This is a genomic window from Pedobacter miscanthi, assembly GCF_003315595.1.
GTDB classification, from domain to species: Bacteria; Bacteroidota; Bacteroidia; order Sphingobacteriales; family Sphingobacteriaceae; genus Pedobacter; species Pedobacter miscanthi.
Genome location: NZ_QNQU01000033.1, coordinates 1 through 26,629, shown reverse-complemented (window position 1 = coordinate 26,629; position 26,629 = coordinate 1). Strand labels below are relative to the sequence as shown.

General features: G+C 40.8%; 19 protein-coding genes. 11 read left to right on the top strand and 8 right to left on the bottom strand.

All coding sequences use genetic code 11. The features are described from left to right. Positions 1-8: 8 nt before the first annotated feature. Positions 9-1,187 carry a THUMP domain-containing class I SAM-dependent RNA methyltransferase gene (locus DRW42_RS25670; RefSeq protein WP_113951767.1) on the bottom strand — a complete coding sequence of 393 codons (1,179 nt, stop codon included), beginning with the start codon at positions 1,185-1,187 and terminating at the stop codon, positions 9-11. A gap of 70 nt (positions 1,188-1,257) precedes the next feature. On the opposite strand from DRW42_RS25670, the gene DRW42_RS25665 reads away from it, so the two are divergent. The 3 genes from DRW42_RS25665 to DRW42_RS25650 all read left to right on the top strand — a co-directional run bounded on the left by DRW42_RS25665 (position 1,258) and on the right by DRW42_RS25650 (position 4,570). Beyond that, entirely contained in the window at positions 1,258-1,623 is a 366-nt protein-coding gene (locus DRW42_RS25665) for a DUF3127 domain-containing protein (RefSeq protein WP_113951734.1), read from the top strand. A gap of 253 nt (positions 1,624-1,876) precedes the next feature. Then, positions 1,877-3,706, top strand: coding sequence for a sensor histidine kinase (locus DRW42_RS25655; protein WP_113951732.1), 1,830 nt, complete (start codon positions 1,877-1,879; stop codon positions 3,704-3,706). 168 nt (positions 3,707-3,874) lie between these two features. Beyond that, a complete protein-coding gene (locus DRW42_RS25650) occupies positions 3,875-4,570 on the top strand; it encodes a response regulator transcription factor (RefSeq protein WP_208643646.1) in 696 nt (231 codons plus the stop codon). 372 nt (positions 4,571-4,942) lie between these two features. On the opposite strand, the gene DRW42_RS25645 is transcribed toward DRW42_RS25650, so the two are convergent. Further along, positions 4,943-5,782, bottom strand: coding sequence for a menaquinone biosynthesis family protein (locus DRW42_RS25645; RefSeq protein WP_113951731.1), 840 nt, complete (start codon positions 5,780-5,782; stop codon positions 4,943-4,945). Positions 5,783-5,900: 118 nt separating this feature from the next. After that, positions 5,901-6,524, bottom strand: coding sequence for a futalosine hydrolase (gene mqnB / locus DRW42_RS25640; protein WP_113951730.1), 624 nt, complete (start codon positions 6,522-6,524; stop codon positions 5,901-5,903). A 158-nt stretch (positions 6,525-6,682) separates the two neighbouring features. On the opposite strand from mqnB, the gene DRW42_RS25635 reads away from it, so the two are divergent. The 4 genes from DRW42_RS25635 (at position 6,683) to DRW42_RS25620 (ending at position 12,639) form a co-directional block, all read left to right on the top strand. Further along, entirely contained in the window at positions 6,683-7,093 is a 411-nt protein-coding gene (locus tag DRW42_RS25635; RefSeq protein ID WP_025141810.1) for a 6-pyruvoyl trahydropterin synthase family protein, read from the top strand. A gap of 12 nt (positions 7,094-7,105) precedes the next feature. Beyond that, positions 7,106-7,741 carry a GTP cyclohydrolase I FolE gene (gene folE, locus DRW42_RS25630; RefSeq protein ID WP_113951729.1) on the top strand — a complete coding sequence of 212 codons (636 nt, stop codon included), beginning with the start codon at positions 7,106-7,108 and terminating at the stop codon, positions 7,739-7,741. A gap of 195 nt (positions 7,742-7,936) precedes the next feature. Beyond that, complete coding sequence (gene fabD / locus DRW42_RS25625) at positions 7,937-8,818, top strand: ACP S-malonyltransferase (protein WP_208643645.1); 882 nt, start codon at positions 7,937-7,939, stop codon at positions 8,816-8,818. A gap of 149 nt (positions 8,819-8,967) precedes the next feature. Beyond that, positions 8,968-12,639 carry a sensor histidine kinase gene (locus DRW42_RS25620; protein ID WP_244215369.1) on the top strand — a complete coding sequence of 1,224 codons (3,672 nt, stop codon included), beginning with the start codon at positions 8,968-8,970 and terminating at the stop codon, positions 12,637-12,639. A 40-nt stretch (positions 12,640-12,679) separates the two neighbouring features. Here the strand turns inward: DRW42_RS25620 and DRW42_RS25615 are convergent, their stop codons facing one another. After that, entirely contained in the window at positions 12,680-13,582 is a 903-nt protein-coding gene (locus tag DRW42_RS25615; protein WP_113951726.1) for a hypothetical protein, read from the bottom strand. A gap of 203 nt (positions 13,583-13,785) precedes the next feature. Here DRW42_RS25615 and DRW42_RS25610 point away from each other — a divergent pair, with 203 nt between their 5' ends. After that, a complete protein-coding gene (locus tag DRW42_RS25610; RefSeq protein WP_113951725.1) occupies positions 13,786-15,330 on the top strand; it encodes a glycoside hydrolase family 10-like protein in 1,545 nt (514 codons plus the stop codon). 246 nt (positions 15,331-15,576) lie between these two features. On the opposite strand, the gene DRW42_RS25605 is transcribed toward DRW42_RS25610, so the two are convergent. The 4 genes from DRW42_RS25605 to nagB form a co-directional block, all read right to left on the bottom strand. Next, the gene (locus DRW42_RS25605) at positions 15,577-16,593 is read right to left on the bottom strand and encodes a LacI family DNA-binding transcriptional regulator (protein ID WP_113951724.1); all 1,017 of its coding nucleotides are present in this window, start codon (positions 16,591-16,593) and stop codon (positions 15,577-15,579) included. 28 nt (positions 16,594-16,621) lie between these two features. Then, positions 16,622-17,719 (bottom strand): acyltransferase family protein, encoded by a 1,098-nt coding sequence (locus DRW42_RS25600; protein ID WP_244215368.1) that lies wholly within the window; start codon positions 17,717-17,719, stop codon positions 16,622-16,624. 218 nt (positions 17,720-17,937) lie between these two features. Then, entirely contained in the window at positions 17,938-18,444 is a 507-nt protein-coding gene (locus DRW42_RS25595) for a transposase (RefSeq protein WP_113951722.1), read from the bottom strand. Between the two features lie 199 nt (positions 18,445-18,643). Next, positions 18,644-20,569 carry a glucosamine-6-phosphate deaminase gene (nagB, locus tag DRW42_RS25590; RefSeq protein ID WP_113951721.1) on the bottom strand — a complete coding sequence of 642 codons (1,926 nt, stop codon included), beginning with the start codon at positions 20,567-20,569 and terminating at the stop codon, positions 18,644-18,646. A 152-nt stretch (positions 20,570-20,721) separates the two neighbouring features. Between nagB and DRW42_RS25585 the strand changes: the two genes are divergently transcribed. The 3 genes from DRW42_RS25585 to DRW42_RS25575 all read left to right on the top strand — a co-directional run bounded on the left by DRW42_RS25585 (position 20,722) and on the right by DRW42_RS25575 (position 26,557). Next, positions 20,722-21,918: an anhydro-N-acetylmuramic acid kinase gene (locus DRW42_RS25585; RefSeq protein WP_113951720.1), complete on the top strand. Its 1,197-nt coding sequence runs from the start codon at positions 20,722-20,724 to the stop codon at positions 21,916-21,918. 188 nt (positions 21,919-22,106) lie between these two features. Then, positions 22,107-25,244 (top strand): SusC/RagA family TonB-linked outer membrane protein, encoded by a 3,138-nt coding sequence (locus DRW42_RS25580; protein WP_113951719.1) that lies wholly within the window; start codon positions 22,107-22,109, stop codon positions 25,242-25,244. A 17-nt stretch (positions 25,245-25,261) separates the two neighbouring features. Further along, complete coding sequence (locus tag DRW42_RS25575) at positions 25,262-26,557, top strand: RagB/SusD family nutrient uptake outer membrane protein (RefSeq protein ID WP_113951718.1); 1,296 nt, start codon at positions 25,262-25,264, stop codon at positions 26,555-26,557. Positions 26,558-26,629: the final 72 nt, after the last annotated feature.

Here is a 26,629-nt window from a genome sequence, read left to right as displayed (position 1 = left end):
ATGAAAAATTATGCCTCAATTAATGGTGCCCTGCGCGAGCCATCATATAATTCGTATTCCAATAAACGACAATCTAATTTACCATTATAAAATTCAATTTTTTTTGATGCTTTTAAACCTATTTTTTTTGCAAGGTCGGGATTTCCGGTAAAAATATAGCCAGAGTAACCTTTACATTTGGTTTTCATGTAATCGCCCATGCGTTTATAGGTTAACTCAAGCTTACTGTGTACGCCTAAACGCTCACCATATTCAGGGTTAAAAACCACCACACCTTTACCATCTTCCGGAACCGGTGTTAATTCAAAATCGCATACTTCAAATTCGATTAAAGTATCTACACCAGCTGTTTTTGCATTTCTGCGGGTAACTTCAACGGCATCCTCCGAAAGATCGGAAGCTATAATTTTAAGGTCGGCATTTTTGATAACCTGATCTTTTAAAATCCGGCGTTCTGCAAAAAAAGCCTGCTCATCATAACCCAATATATGCATAAAACCATAATTCATCCGGTATAAACCCGGTGCACGGTTGGTTGCAATTAAAGCAGCTTCGATGGCCAAAGTTCCCGAGCCGCACATAGGGTTGATAAAAGGCGATTTTCTGTCCCAGTTGGAGGCCAGGATCACACTGGCGGCTAAAGCTTCGAGCATTGGAGCTTTCCCGGGAATTTTACGGTAGCCGTGTTTGGCAAGGGTTTCGCCTGAAGTATCTATAAATACATCTGCATCTGCATCTTTCCAGTATAAATGTACCACTGCTTTATTGGCATCTGATCCTGAATTGGGGCGGATGCCTTTTTTCTCTTTCATGCGGTCTACAATCGCATCCTTTACTTTTAAGTTGGCAAAAAGAGGTGTGGTAATATTTGGGTTATCAACATTTGAGGTAACGGAGAAATAACCTGCAAAATCGATCAGTTCTTCCCACTCAATGGCCGATATTTCTTTATATAAATCATCTGGCGTAACGGCCTTAAAACTTTTTATAGCATAAAGGATCTGGCTGGCGCAACGCAAGTTTAAATTAAGCTTAATACACTCTGTAAGGGTAATGTTGAGCTCTACACCGGTGGCGAAAGCCCTTTCTATCGTATAGCCTAAAGCCGTAACTTCGTCCTGAAGATACGGAGAAAGGCGCTTGTTGCAGGTAATAATTACCCTGCTTTTATTGTGGAAAACTTGCATCATAATATATGCGAAGTTATCAATAAAATTATAGAGATTTGATGTTTATAGTACAATAAGTAGTATTGATATGGAAATTAAAGGAAAAGTACACGAAGTAGGTGCCACACAACAAGTAAGTGAAACGTTTAAAAAACGTGATTTAATAGTAGAATACGCAGAAAATCCAACATACCCAGAATATATCCGTTTTGAGGCTTTACAAGATAAAACTGCATTATTAGATACATTTAAGGCAGGTGATGAGGTTGAAGTGTTCTTTAATTTACGTGGTCGCCCCTGGACAGATAAACAAGGTAAAACATCATATTTTAACAGTTTGGTAATTTGGCGTATCAACGCTGTAGCAGCAGGCGCTCCGGCAGCAGCCCCGGCTTATGCAGCTCCGGTTGATGTAAGCAGTGCACCAGGCGAAGACGATGATTTGCCTTTTTAAATAAAGAATCTTTTTTAAGCAAACAATTTTGAACCATGCCGAGGCTTTAGTCTCGGCATTTTTTTTGCCTTTTGCCCAAGACTTCCGAAGTTAGCCGGGCTTGTGTCTCCGCAAAACTTCGGAAGTCTCCCCGCATCACCGCTGTTAAAATATGTTAAAAACAAACACTTAGCTTTGCTATTCAGTATTTTTGATACCTGTTTAGATTTAAAAGTTTGTATTCGGGTTTTTAAATTAAAACCATTCCGGTTCAATGAAGAAAAAGAGTTTTTGGTTAATTACCGTTTTAATGACGGTGGCTTTGCTGGGTGTTCTTGTAATGCAGCTGTATTACATCAGGGAATCGTATAAGCTAAAATCGCAGCTTTTTGATGAACAGGTAAACCAAACCTTAACTACGGTGGTAAATAAAATACAACGTAGAAATGTAGCCGATCATTTGAACCGCAAGGATGCCGAAAACAAATTGAAACAACTTCAGGATTCGCGGCAGCGCACTTTGGATATTAAAGATTTAAGACAACAATATCTTCAGCAAAGTGAATTAAAAGAGGTTGAACGGGAAAATGAGATCGAAAATTACCTGAACCAGCAGGATAGTATTATTCGTAATACTTACCGCGCGCCTGCAGTAATTTCTGAAAAGGAATTTAGTTCGTTAAGTTCAAAAAACGGCGATAAGCTCGATCTGCAGATGGATGCTTTTATTGATATGAAAAGCCTGATCATTAAAGGCTACAGTATGCGTACCAAGCCCTTTGCTACACCGCCAAAAGCATTTGAATTTAAAAGTTTGCAGAGTTTGCCCGATACATTGAGGTATCTGGTTTTCGACCCACGAGACGGTAGCCCGGGTTTTGCCAATGTTCCGAAAATTCCGAGCGATTTACAGAAAAAATTTAAGCGTGAAGATGAGATTGCCAAAAAACAGCTGGAGCTAAAAATTGCGGCATTGGGTAAAGATACCTTTTCGTATACCAGGTTAAGTGTGGTTGAGGATGTATCGAAGGAATTGCAGGAAACTAAAATCCCTATTGTTAAACGTATTAATTTCGATGCCCTGGGGAACCTGTTGAAAGACGAATTGCTGGCCCACAACATTACTTTGGAGCCATCTTACCGCATTTCGCTGGCTAAAAAAGATTCAACCATTTTTATGACGGCCTCCAATGTAAAAGGAGAATTTTTGCCCGAAAATACCTATAAAACCCCTTTGTTCGGCAACGATATCTTTCGCGATCCGGGGATGCTGTTTGTTAGTTTTCCGAATAAAAACTCAGCTATTGTGGCCAATTTGAGCGTTACGCTGGCATCATCGGTGGGGTTGTTGCTGGTGCTTGTTTTTATCTTTTCTTACACACTTTATGCTATTTTAAAGCAGAAAAAACTGTCGGAAATGAAAACGGATTTCATCAACAATATGACGCATGAGTTTAAAACACCGGTAGCCACCATTATGATTGCCAGCGAAGCTTTAAAAGATCCCGAAGTAACAGAAGATAAAGCACGCTTAAAACGTTTGGCGGGTATTATTTATGACGAAAATGTACGCCTGGGAAGCCATATAGAACGTGTTTTAAGCATTGCCCGCTTAGAAAAAGGCGAACTTAAAATGGAGAATACCGAGGTAGATGTAAACGATCTGATTGTGATTGTGCTGGATAGTATGGAGCTGCAGCTGCAGAAAAGAAATGCAATCATCAATGTAAATACTGATGCAGAAAACTCGGTGGTGTATGGAGACGAACTGCACTTATCAAACGTAATTTATAACCTGATCGACAACGCCAATAAATACAGCACCGATACACCAGAAATTACCATTACCACTCGCAATAGCCATAAACATTTAATTATCGAAATTGCAGATAAGGGTATCGGAATGACGAAAGAGCATTCAAGAAGGATTTTCGACCAGTTTTACAGGGTGCCTACAGGTAACCTGCACGATGTTAAGGGCTTTGGCCTGGGCTTAAACTATGTTCAGGATATTATTAAAAAAGCAGGTGGAACAGTTAAGGTAAGTAGCGAAAAAGATAAGGGAACAACGTTCGAAATATCTTTACCTTTATATAACGGCTAACCATCGGTACAAAAGGTGGCTTTATCGATACATTAAAATATTACTGGTTTAATTTGCCTAATATAGCAGCGTATTAATTTATTCTGCAACCTAAATTAAACCGTTATGCATATTCAGAATCAAACTTTCACTGTAGGTAATGCTACATACGTGAATAAAATTAAGAAAATGAAAAAAATACTTCTGGTAGAGGACGATCCGAATTTAGGTTTATTGTTACAGGACTATCTGCAGCTAAAGGGCAAGTTTGATGTGGTGTTATGCACTGATGGCGAAGATGGATTAAGAACTTTTAACAAACAGAATTTCGATCTATGTATTTTAGATGTGATGATGCCCAAAAAAGATGGTTTTACACTCGGTAAAGACATCCGGAAGGTAAATACACAGGTTCCGATCATTTTTGCAACGGCTAAAACCATGCTTGAAGATAAATCTGCTGCCTACGATTTGGGCGGGGATGATTACATTACCAAACCTTTCCGTATCGAAGAACTTTTGTTGCGCATAAATGCCATGTTTAAGCGTGTTGCCAATAAAACTGACAGTAACGATGAAACTGCGGAAACAGAGTTTTCTATCGGCCAGTACCATTTCGATTATACCACACAGATTATTACCAATAACGACCAGCAGCAGAAACTTTCTACCAAAGAAGCAGAATTGCTACGTTTATTGTGCCTAAAAAAGAATACTGTGTTAACCCGCGAAGAAGCTTTGTTAAGTATCTGGCATGATGATAATTACTTTAACGGCCGCAGCATGGATGTGTTTTTAAGTAAATTACGTAAATACCTTAAAGCCGACCCTGCTGTAGAGATTATTAATGTGCATGGTAAGGGTTACAAACTACTGGTAGGATAGGGCTGACAAGTTGGAATGTTGTAAGATTTTAATGTTACACCGTTCTGGCGTATCAAATTTATGTCGATTACATCCTAAAACCGTATAGTTATCTTCGAGAGGACCGATAGCTATCTGGTGCAGCGCAGTCGACAAATATATCGAGGTACAGATTTCTCCATCCACTCGTCAACCTGAACTTGTTTCAGGGTCTTTATAGCTGGAAAGATGCTGAATTAAATTCAGCATGACGACCGCATTAGGAAAAGTTGGCTAAAATTGATGAAAGCACATCAATATTTATCTAACTAAAGTTTATAGATTTTTTTGCAATTTAATACAATTCCCTCAAACCAACTTTCCAACTTTTAACCCTCCAACCTTTCAACCACTTTAAATATAAAGATTCTCCTGAATCGCGGGGATAATGCCTCTTTCCTGTGCCAGCTTAAATAAGGTATCAACTGCTTTGCGGCCTTCTTCACCGAGATTGATGCTGTATTTATTCACGTAAAGTTCAATGTGTTTGTACATCACACTTTCTTCCATCGCCTGTGCATGCTGACGGATAAAATCGATACCCGATTTTGGATGTGCGAAAGCAAATTCGACAGACTGGCGGATCAAACGGTTAACCTTTAACTGCACTTCGCGGTCTAGAGTACGGTTAATTACGATACCACCCAATGGGATGGCACAACCGGTTAGCTTTTCCCAGTAATCGCCCAGGTCAACAATTTTGTTTAGTCCCTTATCCTGGTAGGTAAACCTGTTTTCGTGGATAATCAGGCCCAGGTCAATCTGATCGTTCAATAGTGCAGATTCAATTTCAGAGAAAACCAGTTCCTGTTTATTTTGCAAGTGAGGGTAAGCAATGCCCAGCAGGAAATTAGCCGTAGTATATTTCCCCGGTATCCCGATTTTAAGTTCCGAGTTTGGAGTTTGGAGCTCAGCATCGTTAAAATGGTTTTTACTGATCAACAATGGGCCGACACCAAAACCAAGGGCGCTACCGGCATCCAATAAAGCATATTGGTTGGCTACGTAAGCAAAAGCATGAAAACTTAATTTGGTAATATCCAGTTCGCCCCTCATGGCTTTTTGGTTCAGGGTTTCCACATCATCATAAAAAACCTCAAATTCTAAGCCTTCAGTATCAATTTTATGGTGAATTAAAGCATCAAAAATAAAAGTATCGTTAGGGCAGGGAGAAAATCCAAGTGTAAGTTTCATCTATTTATTTTTTTGTTTTCAGTTGTTAGACGGAGCCTCTGACAATTAAATTAATTATTTTAATTGTGTCGGGTTCATCAACCAAAATTAACTACTGTGCTAGAGTAATCCGTCATAATCAGTTCATTTCTCCAATAAAAGCAATGGCCCAGTCGTTTAAATTTTTAACCGCAAGGCCAATTTTCCAATTGTCTTTATTGCGGGGTTCAACATAGTTGGATATGCTTCTGATCTGCAAACAATCAATGTTTAATTGTTTGGCAGCATAAAAAACAGCTGCACCTTCCATGCTTTCGGTAGTAGGGTTTAATCTTTCAACAAGGCTTTTAATACTTTTTTCACTTCCGGTTACGCAGTTCATGGTAATGCCTTTTGCCAGGGGTAAGCCCACTTTCCGCTGTGTTCTGGCAGTAAAATAATTCTCCCCGAAGCCTAAATCGGTTATACTTATAAATTCCTCTCCATTTTCGGCGCCTAATTCGGCAAAAGTATCTTCGATAACATTCAGTACCGCACCTAGTGCCACATTCCGGTCGAAACAGCCCGCGATGCCAAAATTGATCACCAGATCGTATTTATGCGAAAGGTGTTTGCCCAGCGCGAAAGCCGTTGCCACCATGCCAACACCCGTAATCAGCAGGTCGAAATTTTTACTTTCCACAAAATCGCCTTCCGGCAGGTTAAAATGTTGGTAAAAGAAGGCCAGTTCGGCTTTGGTAGCGGCAACAACTAAAGTTTTCATAAGGTAAAGTTAAGGAAACGGAAAGAATGTAAGATGGAAAATGTATGATGTAAGGTGGAATGGAGTAAATGTAAAATTGACAGCGGCTCTACATCACCCATCATCCCTTATACATTTTCCATACCTTTATCCGTATATTTGCATTTTATTTTATAGTAATGATTTACATAACGAGAAAAGCATCATTTAATGCGGCGCACAAACTGGCGCGTACCGATTGGGATGATGATAAAAATAGTGAAGTTTATGGTAAATGTGCCAATCCCAACTGGCATGGCCATAACTATTGGCTGTATGTTACAGTAAAAGGCGAGGTGAATCCGGAAACGGGCTTTCTTGTTGATTTAAAATGGCTTAAAGAAGTAATGAACGACTACGTAGTAGATAAAGTTGATCATAAAAACTTAAACCTTGATGTCGATTTTATGAAAGGCAAACTGGCTTCTACCGAAAATCTGGCCATCGAAATCTGGAAGCAGTTAGAGGCACCGATTGCAGAAAGCGGAGCCATTTTACATTGCGTAAAAATATACGAAACTGAAAATAATTTTGTTGAATACTTTGGTTAAAAACCTGAATTAATGAGCAATAACGACGCATTTGATGACGAGCCGGTAAGCGGTTATGTAAAAGTAGACCGTTACAACGAAGAAAAAATTGAAGCAGTAGCTACACATTATAAAGATATATTAGGGCAATTGGGAGAAGACCCAGGGCGCGAAGGTTTACTAAAAACGCCAGAACGCGTAGCCAAAGCCCTCCAATATTTAACGCATGGTTACGATATAAAACCCGATGAAATCCTTAAATCGGCCATGTTTGAAGAAGATTACAGCCAGATGGTAGTGGTAAAAGACATCGAGGTATATTCGATGTGCGAACACCACATGCTGCCATTTTTTGGTAAAGCGCATATTGCGTACATCCCAAACGGACACATTGTAGGTTTAAGTAAAATCCCTCGTGTTGTTGATGCTTTTGCGCGCCGTTTACAGGTACAGGAGCGTTTAACCAACGAAATCAGAGATTGTATCCAGAATACGCTTCATCCAATGGGAGTAGCCGTGGTGATGGAATGCAGGCACTTATGCATGTCGATGCGCGGTGTACAGAAACAGAACTCGGTTACTACAACTTCGGCCTTTACCGGAACTTTTTTAAGCAACGACAAAACAAGAGCTGAGTTTTTAAGGTTAATTACAGCGAGTCTGGATTAGTTTGTATCAAGTATTTGGTATTAGGTATCAAGTATTTGGTATCAAGTAGCAAGTATTTGGTATCAAGTTCAGGAGAATAAGTATCAGATAAAATAGTATCAAGTATTAAGTAGAAAGTATCAAGTAGAAAGTATCGAGATAAGTGGTTGGATATGAAGCGCTAACCGCCAAACCCGATACGCTAAACTAATTATAATGAAAGCATATATTTTTCCCGGACAGGGAGCACAGTTTGTAGGCATGGGTAAAGATCTTTACGAAAACCCGAAAGCTGCAGCATTATTTGAACAGGCCAACGAAATTATCGGTTTCCGCATCAGCGATATCATGTTCGGAGGCACAGATGAAGAACTAAAACAGACCAACGTAACCCAACCTGCAATTTTTTTGCATTCGGTTATTTTGGCCAAGGTTTTAGGTGATGATTTTAAACCTGATATGGTTGCTGGTCACTCTTTAGGCGAATTTTCTTCACTTGTTGCCGCAAATGCATTAAGTTTTGAAGACGGTTTAAAACTGGTTATTGCCCGTGCAAATGCCATGCAGAAAGCTTGCGAGGCAGAGCCATCAACCATGGCTGCTATTTTAGGCTTAGCCGATGAGGTAGTAGAAAAAATCTGTGCAGAAATTGATGCGGTAGTAGTACCTGCAAATTATAACTGCCCGGGGCAATTGGTCATTTCGGGCAGTATTGAGGGTATCGACCTGGCCTGTGCCAAATTAACCGAAGCAGGAGCAAAAAGAGCATTGAAATTGAACGTTGGTGGTGCATTCCACTCGCCTTTAATGGAGCCGGCTAAAATCGAATTACAGGCTGCTATCGAAGCCACCAACATTTCGGCACCGGTATGCCCGGTTTATCAGAATGTTGATGCCAAACCTTATACTGATCCGGCAGAGATTAAAGCGAATTTAATCAAACAGCTAACGGGAGCTGTACGCTGGACACAAACAGTTGGTAATATGCTTGCTGATGGCGCAACAGAATTTGTTGAGGTTGGTCCGGGCAACGTATTGCAGGGATTGGTTAAAAAAGTGAGCCGCGAGGTACAAACCAGCAGCGCCGCTATAGCATAACTTTGTTTTGTAAAATATAATAATGCCAACGCCATAAGCCCCAAGTTTATGGCGTTGCTTTTTAGCAATATTTAATATCTTTATCGTGTATGAATATGAGCTTTGGTGTAAAAATTAGGTTTCTATTGCTCGTTTTGGGCTGTTGCCTTATGGTAACGTCTATTTCGTTAAGCCGTTTTACAACCAAAAGCGAATTGCTGGAACATGATGCGGAAGAAATACAGCAGAATCTCTTATCTAAAGAAAGATTGGTGCAGGCTTTTCTTGCCGATAAACAACAGGTAGCAAAGGCCAGGCAGTTTCATCATAACCCTAAAAATGCGACCGATTTTATCAATACCTACCGTAAAAACAGCGGTATAAACCTGTTAACCTACGAAAATAACGACCTGAAATATTGGAGTACAGTTAAGATTTCCGACATCGATCCAAGTACAATCAGGGAAGGCAGCTCGGTACTGTTTTTTTCTAATGGCTGGTACGAGGTTATTAAGCATACTCAGGGCAGATTTAACTTAATTTTTTTAATTGCCATCCAGTCACAGTATCCTTTTAAAGAAACGCAATACTTTAAAAATGATATCGACCCGCTTTTGTCATCCTCAAAGTTATTAACCTTTGCCTCCTTTACCGATAAGGATGTTTACGTAATAAAAAGCCTGGATAATAAATTTTTGTTCGGGTTAAAAGTAAAGCCGGGTTATGCCGAAACTTATTACTCGGGTATGCAGTTGTGGCTGTTTATTGCGGGGATGTTGTGTATCTGCATGTTTTTTAACTCGCTAAGCTCGCTGATTGCACGCCGTGGACATATCGCCTGGGGAACCTTTTTGCTGCTCTTTTTCTTTCTGGCTTTCCGCCTGTCGGATTTGTATTACGGCTGGTTTAACCACAGGTTTATCCTTGACCTGTTCGATCCGCGGATCTATGCCGATAATTTCCTGATGCCCTCACTCGGCGATTTCCTGCTGAACGTAATTGTACTTACCTGGCTGCTGCTTTTTATGTACAACCACAAAGAGCAGTATAAATTTCCGGAGTGGATTAAAAGAAATAAAGCTGTTGGCCTCCTTATCCAGGCCGGTTTAATGGTGCTGATCGGGCAGATTGTTTGGGATACTGACGACATCTTTTTCGGGCTTATTTTTAATTCCAAAATCAATTTCGACATTGTAAATATCCTTAAACTGAGTGGAACCAGCTGGGTTGGGATTGTGATTTTATGTTTGGCATGGTTCCAGATTTACCTGATTACCGTTATTTCGGCAACTGTAAGCAGCCAGCTTAATGTAACCAATAAAGAAAGACTGATTATTTTCCTGATCGGTTTTGCAGGGGTTTTCACCTATAAGCTGATTGTTGATTTTAACGCCTTTTTTATTGTTTTCGCGCTGGTACTGTTTATCGTTGGCAGAGCGGTTTATCTTAAAGAGAAACATTTTTCGATCGGTTTATTTGCCATTGTTTTTTTCTGCCTGGCCTTCAATACCTCAATTAAATACACCAGGTATAAGGATATTAAAGAACGGAGCCTGCGCGAACCTTTGGCACAAAAGGTACAATCTTCTGACGACCCAAATGCCATTGTGGCCCTGGGTAGCCTGGGTAACGAACTCGTAAAGGATGATTTTCTTTCCCGTTATTTTTATCAGGCCCGTGCCGGTAATTATGCTGTACTTAAAAACCATATTAAAGATTATGTCGACGGTTATTTAAGCCGTTATGATTATCAGATTTATCCTTACGATAAAACCGGTGCGAAAATAGGTAATGCCGATAGTCCGCCTATTGATAAATATAAGGAACTGGTTGAGGTAGGCTCAGTTAAAATAGACGGATCCAATTTCTTTTACCAGGTGAACAATACTTTTGGCTATCAGGATTATTTTGGGATCATTTCGGTGGTAGATCGCGGTAACCTGCTCGGCACCCTGGTTATCGAGCTCCGGTCTAAGCCATATAATTACAACAACCGCCTGCCCGATCTTCTGGGCGATCAGAAACTGGCAAAAGACAAGGATTTTAAGGGTTATTCTATCGCTTTGTATAATAACAACAAATTGCTTAACCAGACCGGAAATTATACCTATCCGCTTGATGGCAGCATATTTAAAGGTAAAAAGGATGATTTTGTAACCACCAGTGATAACGATTTGCGTTACAGCCATTTAATTTATAAACCCTCTGCCAGTAAAATGGTGGTAATCAGTAAAGAAAAAATAGATTATGTAGAACGTTTAGCGGCATTATCGTTCTTTTTTCTGGTATTTATTATTTTCTCTTTAGTGCTTTATGGATTGATCTGGTTAATTAAAAACCTTGATGACGATAAAATAGGCTGGTTTAGCATAAACCGCTCATTAATGATTAATGCCAATAAAATCCTTTACAAAACACGGATCCAGGTTTCAATTGTGCTTTCGGTGGTAGCTACACTGGTAATTGTAGGCTGGGTAACCTACTATTATATGAACCTCGAATATCGTGGACAGCAGGGGGATTTATTGAAAGAGAAGATCCGTAAGGTTCAGCAGAATTTTGAAAAACAGGTTTTTAATAACGGTATTATTTCGAATGATGAAAATGCTATAGCCGATTTTAATAATTTTGCCGATATCAATAATGCCGATTTGAATTTGTACGATTTGAGGGGTAATCTGATTATGACTACTTATCCCAAACTCTACAATTACAAAATTATCGGGCGGAAAATGGGACCGCTGGCCTATATAGCCTTAAATAACTTACATCGTTCTGAATATATCAACCCCAATGAAAAAATAGGCAACCTAACCTATGCTGCCGCTTATGCACCTATCAGAAATGCACAGAACAAAACAATAGCCTATATCGGCCTGCCAAACTACTCAAACGAGGAAGAATACAGCGATAAGATTGCACTTTTTGTAAGTAACCTGATCAATATTTATGCCCTGGTTTTTGTGGCGATCGGCGTACTGGCTGTGTTTTTGGCTAACCAGATCACCAGCCCGTTAACATTTATACAGGAAAGTATCAGTAAAACCAAAATAGGGCAACGCAACGAGCCGATTATCTGGCGCAGGCATGATGAAATCGGTGTGTTGATTAAGGAGTATAACAATATGATTTCGGCCCTGGAGGCCAGTGCGTTAAAACTGGCCAGATCTGAGCGCGAAAGTGCCTGGCGCGAAATGGCCAAACAGGTGGCACATGAGATTAAAAATCCTTTAACGCCTTTAAAACTGGGCGTACAGCTTTTAGAAAAATCGTGGAAAGAGAAAGACCCGAACTTTGAGCTGAAATTTAACAAATTCAGTAAATCTTTTATTGAACAGATTGACAGCCTCTCGAAAATTGCTTCCGAATTCTCCAATTTTGCGAAGATGCCCGATACCAATCTGGAGCGTCAATCATTAATTCCTGTAATCGAGCAGGCAAGAGAAGTATTTAAAAGCACTGGTAATGTTACCATCGATGTGATCAATAAGAGTGACGGGGATATTGAGGTGATGGCCGATCATGATCAGTTATTGCGAACGTTTAATAACCTGCTTAAAAATGCCATCGAAGCCATTGATGAAGAATCACTTTGCTGCATTACCATTATTGTTTATGTGGATCAGCAAAACGCTTATATCGAAATTAAAGATAATGGAAAAGGTATCCCACCGGCACTGCACGATAAGATTTTTGTACCCAACTTTACCACCAAAACATCGGGTACAGGCTTAGGTCTTGCTTTTGTAAAACAGGCAGTAGAAAATGCAGGCGGAACGGTTAAGTTTAGCTCGGTTGCCAATATGGGAACGACTTTTTATTTAAGTTTCCCGAGGGCATAAATAATAAATTGTATTTGATTTATAGGAGACGATCAGGTTTTTACCTCAATTCTACCTGGGCTTTGCCCATCGTATTGCCATCGGCATATAAAATTACGGTGTAGATACCTTTGATAAATGGCTTTGGGTTGGCCCAGTCGATAACATAAGTACTGTTATCGTTATTATAATTGATAAAGATAGAGTGGCTATACTGCATTTCCTGTCCATCCGCTTCAAAACGGTTGCCTTCGTCGGCGAGTAAATTTCCTGCCGGATCAAATACCCTCAGGTAAATATTATGATGGCCTTTTTCTGCAATTTCGTTAGGGATAACGGTGAAACGTACACTTAATTTTTCGGCCGTTGAAGAGCGGGTTACTTCTACTTTTTTGCCACTCGATTTGGTTCTGAAGGCGATAATTTCGGCCGATTGAAGTTTTAATACTGCTGCTGTTTTAACTTTTGCATTCAGACTGGAGTTTTCGTTTTCCAGGTTCGAAGCTTTGTTGCTAATGTTTTTAAGCGTATTCTGCAGGCTATCGCGACTATTTTTTAAAAAAAGGTTATCTTTTTGCAGCTGGATAATCTGTTCGTTATAACTTTTTACAAAAGTTTTAAGTTCATTTATCTGTTTGTTGGCTTTGTCTAGCTCCACCTGGGTAATCTGTGCTTTTTCTAAAGAGGCTTTAAGTTCTTCGATTTTAACACGGGCCAGTTTCTGCTCCTCAACCAGTTTATCATTCAGATCGAGGTTTAAAGCATTTACCTTATCCAACTCTACCTCAATCTTTTCCACCTCGAGCCTCAACTTATCTTTTTCCGCACTTACCGTTACAAACCTTTCACTCTGCTTTCGGTCTTTAAAAAACAGGTAAGCATTTGTGCCGATTAAAGCCGCTATAACGATAACGAGGAAATAAATTTTGTTCCTGTCACCCTTATTAATCTTTTGTGGTTCCATTTTAATAACGCTGTATCTTCTTTAAATTAATATACTTTTGTTCTTCCATAGGTAAATGGGGGTACACAATTAATTTAGGAGGCGCAAATTAAAATTTTTAATAAACTTATAAGAGTTTTTAAAAAAAATCGTTTACTTGCTAATGTTCGTTTGTATTCAAATTAACAAAACACACAACCTGAATAAAAAATAAGACAGAAATAATGCTTAAAAACTTCCTATACGCACTTTTATCCTTAACTGTACTACCTTATATATTAAATGCACAACCTTTATCAAAAATTGCACCAAAAAGGGAGTTTAGAGGCGTATGGGTAGCTACGGTTACCAATATCGACTGGCCATCAAAACCCGGTTTAAGTATCGATCAGCAGAAGCAGGAACTGATCGGGATTTTAGAACGTCATAAAAGCCAGGGCATGAATGCCATTATTTTGCAGGTTAGGCCTGCTGCTGATGCTTTTTATGCAAAATCGCGCGAGCCCTGGAGCCAATGGCTGATGGGGAAACAGGGTTTGGCACCTGCTCCGGGTTACGATCCACTGGCTTTTGCCATTAAAGAGGCACATTTTAGGGGAATGGAACTGCATGCCTGGTTTAATCCGTACCGGGCAAGCATGAGCAGTTCGGCAGTATTGAGCGAAGACCATGTTTACCGCAAACATCCGGATTGGTTTTTTACTTATGGCGGCAAAAAACAATTCGACCCGGGCATTCCTGATGTGAGGGAATATATTGTACAGGTAATTCTGGATGTAGTAAAAGGATATGATGTTGACGGAATCCATTTCGATGATTATTTTTATCCATATAAAGTAGAGGGACAAACCATTAATGATGGCAATACTTTTTATAAATACCCTAATAATTTCTCTGATATTAAAGATTGGCGTAGAAATAACGTCGATTTGCTGATTAAACAGCTGGATGATAGTATCCATCATTATAAAAAATGGGTAAAATTCGGGATCAGTCCGTTTGGAATCTGGAAAAATAAATATGAAGATCCCGAAGGCTCTGCCACCAGTGGTTTATCCAATTATGCCGAACTTTTTGCCGATAGCCGTAAATGGGTGAGGGAAGGATGGGTAGATTATATCAATCCGCAGATTTATTTTACGTTTACGCGCAGGGTAGCACCTTATGGCATTTTGGTTGATTGGTGGAGCAATAATACTTATGGCAGGCATGTGTACATTGGTCAGGGTGCTTACCTGGTAAACTCAAGGGCAGAGGCCGCATGGAAAAATCTGAGCGAAATCCCGAACCAGATCAGGTACCTGAGGGATAATAACAGGATTCAGGGAAGTGTATTTTTTAGTTCGAAATCATTAAGTACCGTTGCAAAAGCAGTTGGCGACTCATTAAAAAACGATTTTTATAAATACCCGGCTTTGCCTCCACAAATGCCCTGGCTGGATGAGGTACCACCAAATGAACCACAGGCATTAACTGCCGATGCGTTAAAAGATGGCGTACATTTAAAATGGCAGCTGCCGTTAAAGGCTAAAGATGGCGAAACGGCTTCGGGTTTTGTGATTTACCGTTTTAGCGAAGGCGAAAAAATTTCGGTACTCGATCCTAAATATATCATCAAAATAAGTTTTGAAGATTATCTTTCTTTTATTGATACCAGTGTAGAAAGCGGAAAACGTTACAGCTACCTGGTAACCACACTCGATCGTTTAAAAAATGAAAGTGAACCCAGCGGCCCTGTTGGGATAGAGGTGCCTTTGGCAAAGGAATAGAAGTCACGGATATACGTTATTGCGAGAAGGCTTTTCAGCCGGCGAAGCAATCTTTAAAATATGGATTATAGCGATTGTTGTAAGATTGCTTCGTCGTTCCTCCTCGCAATGACGCCCCTTTTTATTAAGATCTATCTTGAGGTAGAGCTCCCAAGCGCATCGTCACCCTGAACTTGTTTCAGGGTCTTTTATGCAAGATAGATCTCTCCATTCCGCTATGCTTCAGTCGAGATGACGCCGTTTATTTTAACCTCTCTTATCCGTCGATTCCCTTTCAATAATGCTTGGGTTGAGTACAACATGCTCGATTTTGTCATAAGGATGCTGTTGACTGATCATTTTAAGGAACATCTTAGCACATTCTTTGCCCATTTGCGCAGCGTGCTGATCGATGGTAGACAGGCTTGGCGTAATGTATGCTGAGAAAGCCTCGTTGGCAAAGCCGATCACCCCAATTTCCGGTGGTGTTTCATTGATCTCTTTAAGTTTTTGGATCACACCCAGGGCTGTAAAATCATCTCCGGCAATAATGGCGTCGGGTTTGTTGGCACGCATCAGTTTACCAGCACCAAAGCGACCGTCTTTAATGGATAAACCACCCAAAACAATATGTTCGTTTATAACAGGGAAATTATGATCTGAAAGTGCTTTTTTGTAACCCTCTAAACGGTCGTTAAAAATTTTAACCTGCCGGGCCGTGGTTACAAAAGCAATTTTTTTAAAACCCTTATCAATTAAATGTTTGGTGGCGATGTATCCCGCATTAAAATCATCAAGGGTAATGGTGGGTACTTTTAAACCGGTATTTACACGATCGAATAATATAAGGGGTTTATTCTGTTCGATAATTTCGTTAAAGTGCGAAACATCTGTAGTTTCTAAAGATAAAGAGGCCATAATGCCGTCTACCTGCGCTTCCAGCAATGTTCTTACCCCGTTAATCTCGTTCTCTACCGATTCATTAGATTGATAGATAATTACCCGGTAACCGCTGTCTTTTAGTCCATCTTCAATACAGTGGATAATCGAAGCAAAAAAATGGGCCTGTACACTGGGTACAATTACGCCGATAATATAGGTTTTGCCCGATTTTAAGGCCGAAGCAAGTTTGTTTGGACTATAGTTTAATTTTTTCGCCATGTCTACCACGGCCTTTCTTGTGGTATCGCTTATGGCCGGGAAGCCACTTAACGCCCTCGAAACGGTTGATACCGTAATATTCAAGGCTTTGGCAATATCGTATATGGTTGTCTTCTTTTTCAATAGTTAGGTTCAATAATGCGTAAAATTACTAAACCTTAATTATAATGTTCTTTTTATACATAAAATATAACAGCACATAAAAGCCCAGTACATAGGTAATGGCCCACACCAGCGAGGCATTTATCGGACTAAAAAACGGGGTATAATAGGTTTCGTAAAACCTGACCAACAAACCGGTTTTAGTGCCGTCAGGTTTGGTGAGCTGGATCAGGTTGAGTACCCGCGGAGCCAATCCCGCCAAAAAGAAAACCGTGATGGCATTTACGCCATACACCACAAATGGTGTGGTAAATCTTTTATAGCCCTGCACATCGATTATCCAATAACAAAGTGCTAAGCCAATGGAGGCCAATCCGCCAGCGTAGAGCACATAAGAACTTGTCCATAATGCCTTATTAATCGGGAACTGTAAATCCCAGAGTAAGCCCAAAATAACGGCCGTAATGCCCGTGGTAAAAAGCCAGGCTACTTTGGTTGGATTGTCTACATCTTTCCTGCGCATCCAAACGCCAACGAGAATACCAAAAAGGCAAGTGCCTACCGCTGGTAATGTACTTAAAATACCTTCAGGATCCCATGTTTTTGAAGAGGCCCAGGTATGTGCTTCGGTTAAAATTCCACGGTCTATCCAGGCCGCTAAATTTGTTTCTTTTTCCATATTGGGATAACCTACGCCGGGAACGGGGATAAATGTCATTAATGCCCAGTAAACGGCGAGGATTACAATGAATGTTTTGAAAATGGTTTTGTTGGAAGCTTTAAGAAATATGATGCTGCTGATGATGAAAACGATGCCTATCCTTTGGAGTACACCCAATAACCTAACCGTTTGGAAAGCTTCCCATATAGCGTTACCATCGATAATGGCACTGATGATTTTGCCGAAAATAGCCAAAAAGAAACCGAGTAAATACAGAATGATACCACGTTTAACAGCCTTGATAATTGTTTTTTGATGTGTGGCTGGATCAGCTTTGCTGCTGCTCATGGCAAAAGCGATGGATACACCAACAATCCACAAAAAGAACGGGAAAATAAGATCGGTGGGCGTACAGCCATTCCATTCGGCATGCTCTAAAGGAGCATAAATATGACCCCAGCTGCCCGGATTATTTACTAAAATCATTGCAGCTACAGTTAATCCCCTAAAAAAATCTAGCGAAAGTAATCGTTGTTTAGGCTCGGTCATGGTGGTTTGGTTGATTTGGGTTCAGCTAACTAATTTAGAGTATTGTTTTTAGAAAGAGAAATAAAATGAGCTTTGGAGGGGAGATGTAGGGTGCTTCCGAAGTTTGGAAGGGAAAGGGCGGGGGGACACTTCGGAAGTTTGAGCCAGGTGATCTCCTAAATTTTATGATCCGCGATAAATCCCTCTAAACCTCCAAACCACTCTAAAACTTCAGATTTATTAACCGCCGTCGGCTCGGTGGATAAATAAGCGCAAAAAGAAGAGTATTTGTAGTCTTCCATTCGTTCAACCAGTTTCGATGCTAACGGATTTTGGTGGATATAAGTGATAATTCTCGAATGATAAGATTCAGACTCAACTTTTTTTACTTTATACCTTCCCTGGAATAAGCCGCCAACTCTGTTATAACTTAAATTTATTGCTTTAACATAAGAAATAAACATGTTTTTAATTCCTTTCTCAAAATTCAGTTTATCATTTACCCGGATAAAAAAATGAAAATGGTTTGGCATTAAACAATAGGCAAAGATATCAGCGTATGGGGAAACGTATTTTTTAAACTGCATTAGGAAGAAGTGATAATTTCTATCATCGAAAAAGATTTTACCCTTATTGTTCCCCCGATTATAAATGTGATAACAGCAGCCTTCCTCTATTTTCATATTCTAATGATTTGAATAATAGTTAGGGACGACTAATTGATAAGAAAGTTAAATATTTATTTTGAGAATTGACCGTAAAACGGTTTAAAAGTTAGCCAAGATAAGGCTATCGGATAGATTATAGGTTTAATTAACTTTTTTTAAAAACCTGCGAAGTCTTTCCTGGCGCTGGGCCTTTTAGACTTCGCAGGTAAAAAACTTAGTCTTCAAACTTCCAGCGTACAAAAGCCTCCATAGCTTCGTATTCGGCCAGACCAAGCTCATCATAAGCTTTTGCGGTATCGCGGTTGCGGTCTTCGGCACGTTGCCAGAATTCCCTTGCATCATCACCAGGGAAAACGGCCCTGTCTTTCTGACTTTGGTGTTTAAAGATCGCATTTCTTTTGCGTTCAAGTTCTTGCGGAGAAATTGGAACGGCCATTTCGATTTCATAAGTTTCGAACTCATGCCACGCGCCACGGTACATCCATAACCAGCAGTCTTTTGCCCAATCTTCAGTTTTACGCAAGCGTTTTAGTGCTGCAAGGATAATATTGAAACAAACGATGTGTGTACCATGTGGATCTTCAAAATCGCCGGCGGCATAAACCTGCTGCGGCTTAACTTTCTGTAGCAGTTCTATCGTAAGTTCGATGTCGGCATCGGTTACCGGATTTTTCTGAACTTTGCCACTTTCGTAAAAAGGAAGCGCCTGGAAATGGATATGGTCGTCTTCAAGTCCGCAGTAACGTGCACCCGCAATCGCTTCTCCTTTTCTGATCAGTCCTTTAACCGTCTGGATTTCCGGAGTATCTACCTGGTTTGGCTTTTTCTGCTCAATAAAGGTCCTCATTTTGTTGTAAAGTTCCTTCAGGTGCGAATTGTCCATACCCATTTTTTCTGTAAAATCTACATTGAACTCTACAAAGCGTAATGCATCGTCATCCCAAACGGCAGTATTACCTGACGTTTGATAGGCTACGTGTACATCATGTTTCTGATCTACCAAACGTAAAAAAGTACCGCCCATCGATATTACATCGTCATCAGGGTGTGGAGAAAAGATAATTACGCGTTTTTTAGCCGGCTCAGCCCTTTCCGGGCGTTGCGAATCATCTGCATTTGGTTTTCCTCCCGGCCATCCGGTAATGGTGTGCTGTAATTTATTAAAGATATGGATGTTGATGTTGTAAACCGGCCCTTTTTCGGTAGCCAGTTGCGCCATACCATTGTTGTTATAATCGTCTTCCGTTAATTTTAAGATTGGTTTTTTAAGGGTGTTAGCCAGCCAGATTACTGCCTTACGGATCAGTGCATCTGTCCAAACACAATCTTTAACCAGCCATGGTGTATCAAAACGAGTTAGTTCTGAAGCAGCAGGAGCATCGAGGATAAACTCTACATTTTCAGAAAGCTGTAAGTAGGTTGCAGGTACTTCGCCAGAAATTTCGCCTTCAACAGCTTTTTTAATGATTGAAGCTTTTTTGCGGCTCCAGGCCATTAAAATAATTTCCCTTGCTTTAAAAATGGTACCAATACCCATGGTAATGGCTTTGGTTGGTACGAAGCTTTTTCCGCCAAAATCGCGTGCAGCATCGCGGCGGGTAAGATCATCCAAAGTAACCAAACGGGTGCCCGAGTTAGGCGCAGAGCCCGGCTCGTTAAATCCGATGTGACCGGTACGGCCAATACCCAGAATCTGGATATCCAATCCGCCAAGATCACCGATTTTCTTTTCATACTCCAAACAGAATGCCGGAATGTCTTCTAAAGCAAGCGTGCCATCGGGGATGTGAACATTGTTTTTATCGATATCGATATGGTCGAAGAGGTTCTCGTTCATAAAGGTAACGTAACTTTGTACCGCGGTTGGCGCCATTGGATAATATTCATCCAAATTGAAAGTAATTACGTTTTTAAAACTTAAACCCTCTTCTTTGTGCAGTCTAACCAGTTCGGCATAAACTGCAATTGGGGTAACACCTGTTGCTAAGCCCAGTACTGCAGGTGTGTTGTTTGCTTGTTTTGATTTAATGAGCTCCGCAATACGGTGTGCAACATTAATGGAAGCAATTTTTGGATTTTCGAACACGCTAACGGGTAGTTTTTCGAAACGTGTCTCCTCCAGTAGATTTAATCTAGCCATTTTTTTTATATGGTTTTTAATGTACGGAGCAGTAAATATAGAGAGTAATGCCCAATTTGTAACAAAGGATATTTACTTTTATTGGAACTATTTATATAAAATCGGATTAACAGGGCAGACAAACGTTTGATCTTTTCAAGATAAAAATCAATATGAACGCACAGATTGAAAAATTGTATTCGAAAGCAGCAAAACCAGAACGTTTAATTATCGGCTTAATGAGCGGTACTTCTATGGATGGATTGGATATTGCGCTCTGCTCAGTTAAAAATAGTGGTGCCGAAACTGATGTTCGCGTATTGAAATTTAAAACCGGCGACTATACAGATGATTTCAGGGCGAAAATAAAAGCTGTTTTTTCTAAAAAAGAAGTCGACCTGCAATTGGTATGCCTCATGAACGAACATATTGCCAATACACATGCAATACTGATTAACGAAGCTTTAAAAGAGTGGGGAGTTAAAAATGGAGATGTTGATTTTATAGCCAGCCACGGACAAACGATTTTCCATGCCCCAAAATCTTTGCATCAATTGACCGATTACCCTAACGGAACATTACAGATTGGCGATGGTGATCATATTGCGGTTAAAACCGGGATCATTACCCTTTCCGATTTTCGACAGAAACACCTCGCTGCCGGTGGCGAAGGTGCTCCCTTGGCTGTTTATGGCGATTACCTGATATTTTCGAAAGCTGGCGAAGACCGCGTAATGCTGAACATTGGTGGGATTGCGAATTTTACCTATCTGCCAGGTAGTATGGATGCAAGTGCCGTTTTTTCAACAGATGTTGGTCCGGGTAATACGCTGATGGACCAGTACATGCAAAAACATTTCAATCTGTTTTACGATAAAAATGCTGCTGTAAGCCTAAAAGGGAAAGTAAATATTCCCTTATTATCAGCCTTACTGGATTGTAGTTTCTTTGATCTGGATTTTCCTAAAACCACAGGTCCTGAATTATTTAATCTTGATTATTTAACAAAAGCGCAGGAAGTTTCTTCTACAACCGATATCAACAGGGAAGATGTAATGACTACTTTATGCCATTTCTCAGCCGAAACCATTGGCAATGCCATAAAACGCTGTTTCGGGGAGAACGCCAATGCAAAAGTATTTATGAGCGGTGGCGGCATGCATAATCCATTGTTGGTACAGCTTCTAAGGGATAAACTGCCGTATTGCGAATTCTTAACCACCAACGATTTAAATATCAATCCTGATGCTAAAGAAGCCGTTTTATTTGCGGTGCTGGCCAACGAAACACTTAGCGGTAAACCGATAAACTTTGGCAACAGGCAGGGCGTGCCTTCGGTTTGTATGGGGAAGATTAGTTTGCCTTCTTAATATTGAGTCCTTATCCTACAGTCTGAAGTCAATAGTCTTATCGGTCGGTGAAATCAACGTTATAACATTCCAACTTTATAACCTTTAAACATTTAACCTTCAAAATAAAGCGAAACCTAAAATTTGCATTGTGCGGTATTTTGTTAAATTTGTTTTAACACTAATCTTCTAACACAAAACCAAATTTTATGGAAAAAAGTTACCTCAAATGGTCGACAGGATTTTTTGCGATTTTGTTGATCCCATTTCTGCTGCTCCTGTTTTCGGAAACGGTACAGGCACAGAATAAACGTTATAATATTAGCGGAAAAGTGACCGATGCCGCAAATAAGGAAGTCATTCCTGGCGTAGTGGTTAAAATCCTCAATACAAGTTTGGCTACCAGTACCAATAGTAACGGTGGTTATAGCTTTGCAGTTGATCTGGCCCCGGGTAAATACCAGGTTCAGTTTTCTTATGTAGGTTACAAAAGCAAAGTAGAGATGATTGATCTTGGCGGTAGCGATCAGGTTTCATTAAGTGCTGCGCTTAGTGCCGATGCGGTTGGGCTGGATGAGGTAATTGTTACCGGAACATCGCAGGGAACCACCAGGAAAGAACTGGGAAGTTATGTGAGTACTGTTAAAGGCGACGACCTTAATAAGGCGCCCAGCGGTAACGTACTATCCTCCTTACAGGGTAAAACGGCTGGTGCGCAAATCAGTCAGAATTCAGGAGATCCAGCCGGCGGCTTATCTGTCCGTTTGAGGGGAATCAGCTCCGTTAACTCATCATCCGAACCACTTTACATTATTGACGGGGTTATTGTAAACAATTCTACCACGAGGGTTACCAATACTTCAAGCAATTACGATGGCGGAAACTTTGTGGGCAGTATCGGCCAAAACAGAATGGTTGATATCAATCCAGCAGATATTGAGCGTATAGAGGTTTTAAACGGAGCTGCTGCTGCTGCCATTTACGGTTCGCGGGCAAATTCGGGAGTAATCCAGATTTTTACCAAAAAAGGGGTAAGCGGAGCAGCACAGGTTAATTTTAGCACCAGTTTAACGCTAAGCCATTTACGCAAGGAGATTGAAGTAAACCAATCGCCTGTAAAATTTGGCGGATCGGTTAATTCCTTCACGCAGGATGTGATCCAAACGGTTGGCGATCCGGCAGTTTTGCTCACCAATACCACACCTGTAACCCGTTACAATTATCAGGATTATATTTTTCAGTCGGCTACGGGTACCGATAATACCATTTCTGTTTCAGGGGGTAATGAAAACACCAAATATTATACCTCGGCTGCTTATTTCAGTAATCAGGGGATTATCAAAAACACCGATTTTACACGATACAATTTCAGGGCAAATATTGATCAGAAAATTACCGAATGGGCAAAATTGAGTGCCGGTTTAAATTATATCCGCAGTTCTGCCAACGAAAAGCCCGATGGAAACTCATTCTTCTCGCCCATGAACTCGGTAACCATCATCGGTAATTTCCACGATATTTTTGCAAGAGATGCCAATGGTAATTTACTCGCAGTGGGCGAGCGTGGCAGGGTAAACCCGGTTTCGGTAATCGAAGATATTAAACAGCGGCAGGAAACCAACCGCATTATCGCCAATGCCAATTTAAAACTGTATCCGGTAAAAAACCTGACATTGGATTTTACTTTGGGGGTTGATAATTCGGGCCAGAGCGGTTCAACTTACATTCCGCCTTTTGCCTACAATGTAAACCCCGATTTTTATGGCGGAGGCGCCGCTTTAGATGGCACATTAAATGGTTATGCCAGTGCAGCAACAAACAATGCTTTTCAGTTTAACAATGAGTTTAATGCCACTTACCAGGCTAAATTATCCAATCTGATTTCATCAACAACACAGCTTGGTTATTCCTTTCAGTACGAAAAAACCAGGTATCAACTGGTAAACGGAAGGGGTTTGGCACCATTGATCGAAACAGTAAATGCTGCGGCAACACAACTGCCAAGTGTTGATGGCCGTACCGAGCTTTCGGTTAGCGGGGGTTATATTCAACAAAACTTTAAATACAAAGACCATCTGTTTGTTACCGGCGCCTTACGGGTAGATCAGTCTTCAGTTTTCGGATCGGCCAACCGTACGCAGGAATATTTAAAAGGAAGTGTAAGTTATGTGCTTTCTTCGGCCGATTACTGGAAAAAATTTGGTGTTTCCGATTGGTGGGATGCTTTTAAAATCAGGGCCGCTTATGGCGAATCGGGCAACTTAACCGGTATTGGTGCTTACGATAGGATTAACGCTTACTCCACACAATCTTTTTTGGGCAGGGCTTCTCTTTTCTCGAGCGCCACATTGGCAAACGAAAATGTTAAACCCGAGCGCCAGCGCGAACTGGAGCTGGGAACCGATCTCTCTTTCTTTAAAAACAGACTGGGCCTTCAGTTTAACTGGTACAATAAAAAAGTTAGCGATCTGTTGATTGCCAGTGTGCAGGCACCTTCAACCGGCTTTTCGAGCTTGCTGGATAACATTGGTTCGTTAAGAAATAAAGGGATTGAGCTGGTACTGAACGGAACACCTGTGAATGCCAAAGATTTTAAATGGAATACTGCAGTTGTTTTCAACAGAAACAGAAATAAAGCATTGGATGTGGGTGGTTTAAGGTTATTCAGTACAAACCCGGGCGCTCCTGTTGCCATTATTAACGGCGAAGCAATCGGTGTTTTCTATGGAACTTTTTTTGCCCGGAATCCTGATGGCAGTTTGTTAACCAATGCTGCGGGTATTCCGCAGATCGAGAAGGGGATCCAGAACTCTGCTACCACATTTACGCCACAGCGCGATGCAAATGGCATGCCTACCGGAACCACACTGCGTAAAGTAATCGGTAACCCGAATCCGGATTATAACATGTCGTTTGTGAACGATTTTACCTATAAAAAACTGAGTTTACATGTGCAGTTTGATGCCGTTCAAGGAGGAGATGTCTGGAATGCCGATTGGAGGACCCGCCAGGGCGTTGGAAACGGTAAGGTGGCCGAGCAGGAACAACTGGGGCAACTGCCAAGAGGATATGTTGCCGGTGTTTATGCCATTGAAGAGTGGCGGATAGATGACGGATCATTTGTGAAGTTGAGGGAGATTTCGTTAAGCTACAATGTAGGGAAACTCAAGTTTTTAAGGGATCTTACCGTATCGGTAAGCGGAAGAAATCTCTTTTCGTGGGACAATTACAAAGGTTACGACCCGGAGTTAAATTCTGGCGGACAATCGACCATATTACGGAATATAGATTTTGGTTCGGTGCCTATTCCACGCACTTTTACTTTGGGTTTGCAAGTTAAATTATAATCGCTAAAGAAATTTTTATGAAAATTTTAAGAAATCATATTTCGACAAAAATAGCCTCATTAACATTTTTGTTAACACTGTGCTTGGCCTCGTGTACAAAAGAATATCAGGACCCCTCAAGGGCAAAAACCGATGTAGCTTTAGGCTCACAACAGGGCTTAACCGCCGTAGCCATTGGCTTGCAACGGGTTTATACCCTGAGCAGAACCGGTGTAATGTTCAGCGCTGTAGCCGCAAATGGCTTTGTAACCAACGAGCTGAGGTTGCTCAACTCAGGAAATATTCCCGAATTACAACTGAGTACCGGGGGGAGTGCTGTAGATGGAACAAATACCATTTTGTTTAACCTTTGGGCCAGCGCCAATAAAATAGTTTATGATGCAGACCTGGTGATCAGCAATGCCAATAATTTGGGTGATAAGGGCTATGCTGCAGGATTAATTGCTTATTCGAGCATATTTAAAGCCCTGGCAATTGGCAATATGGCACAATACTGGGAGAAAATTCCCGATGGTACAGGTAAAAACGTAAGCTATATTACCCGCGCTGCCGGATTTACCAAAGCCATTGCTGTTTTAGATAATGCCCTAACAGTTATTGCGGCCAATCCAATTTCGGCCAGCTTTTTAGGTAATGTACCTGCTGATGTAAATATAATAAACACCATACATGCCTTAAAAGCCAGATATGCATTGTTTTCGGGCAATTATACCCTTGCTTTAACGGAGGCAAATGCTGTTGATCTAACAAAAGCATCATTTTTCAAGTTTGATACCACTTCGCCGAATATCCTGTTCAGCATCATTTCATCCAATAATGTTTTTCAGCCATTAAATGCAAACCTGGGGCTTACAGGGGTAAATGTACCCGATGCGGCTGATAAAAGGATTCCTTTTTATACCCTGATGGCTGGCAGCCCTGCAACACTACGTATGAATGGCTTTGCAGCAGCAACGGCAAGTCCATTCCCGATTTACCTGCCCGGCGAGATCATTTTGATTAAAGCCGAGGCGCTGGCCCGCCAGCCGGATTTAACCAATTCACTCATCGAACTGAACAAAGTGGTAACCAAAAGTTCCGACCTTTTTGGGGTAGCAGCAGCATTGCCACCATTGGTTGGACCTTATACGCAGCAGCAGTTACTCGATTTGATTTACAAACACCGCTCGATTGAATTGTATGCCTCAGGTTTAAAAATTGAAGACATGCGAAGATTTAATCAGCCATTAACCGACCGGAAAAGGAACTTTTTCCCTTATCCCTTCCAGGAACGTGATAACAATACCAATACCCCAGCCGATCCGACTTTTTAGCAGTTCCTTCGATAAGCTACCATTGACAGACTGCCGTCCTTTAGATTTGTTTTGATCTTAATTTAAGGAGTA

Coding starts and splice junctions, on each gene's coding strand:
- DRW42_RS25670 (WP_113951767.1), bottom strand. CDS start 1,187: ATGCAAGTTTTCCACAATAAAAGCAGGGTAATTATTACCTGCAACAAG.
- DRW42_RS25665 (WP_113951734.1), top strand. CDS start 1,258: ATGGAAATTAAAGGAAAAGTACACGAAGTAGGTGCCACACAACAAGTA.
- DRW42_RS25655 (WP_113951732.1), top strand. CDS start 1,877: ATGAAGAAAAAGAGTTTTTGGTTAATTACCGTTTTAATGACGGTGGCT.
- DRW42_RS25650 (WP_208643646.1), top strand. CDS start 3,875: ATGAAAAAAATACTTCTGGTAGAGGACGATCCGAATTTAGGTTTATTG.
- DRW42_RS25645 (WP_113951731.1), bottom strand. CDS start 5,782: ATGAAACTTACACTTGGATTTTCTCCCTGCCCTAACGATACTTTTATT.
- mqnB (WP_113951730.1), bottom strand. CDS start 6,524: ATGAAAACTTTAGTTGTTGCCGCTACCAAAGCCGAACTGGCCTTCTTT.
- DRW42_RS25635 (WP_025141810.1), top strand. CDS start 6,683: ATGATTTACATAACGAGAAAAGCATCATTTAATGCGGCGCACAAACTG.
- folE (WP_113951729.1), top strand. CDS start 7,106: ATGAGCAATAACGACGCATTTGATGACGAGCCGGTAAGCGGTTATGTA.
- fabD (WP_208643645.1), top strand. CDS start 7,937: ATGAAAGCATATATTTTTCCCGGACAGGGAGCACAGTTTGTAGGCATG.
- DRW42_RS25620 (WP_244215369.1), top strand. CDS start 8,968: ATGGTAACGTCTATTTCGTTAAGCCGTTTTACAACCAAAAGCGAATTG.
- DRW42_RS25615 (WP_113951726.1), bottom strand. CDS start 13,582: ATGGAACCACAAAAGATTAATAAGGGTGACAGGAACAAAATTTATTTC.
- DRW42_RS25610 (WP_113951725.1), top strand. CDS start 13,786: ATGCTTAAAAACTTCCTATACGCACTTTTATCCTTAACTGTACTACCT.
- DRW42_RS25600 (WP_244215368.1), bottom strand. CDS start 17,719: ATGATTTTAGTAAATAATCCGGGCAGCTGGGGTCATATTTATGCTCCT.
- DRW42_RS25595 (WP_113951722.1), bottom strand. CDS start 18,444: ATGAAAATAGAGGAAGGCTGCTGTTATCACATTTATAATCGGGGGAAC.
- nagB (WP_113951721.1), bottom strand. CDS start 20,569: ATGGCTAGATTAAATCTACTGGAGGAGACACGTTTCGAAAAACTACCC.
- DRW42_RS25585 (WP_113951720.1), top strand. CDS start 20,722: ATGAACGCACAGATTGAAAAATTGTATTCGAAAGCAGCAAAACCAGAA.
- DRW42_RS25580 (WP_113951719.1), top strand. CDS start 22,107: ATGGAAAAAAGTTACCTCAAATGGTCGACAGGATTTTTTGCGATTTTG.
- DRW42_RS25575 (WP_113951718.1), top strand. CDS start 25,262: ATGAAAATTTTAAGAAATCATATTTCGACAAAAATAGCCTCATTAACA.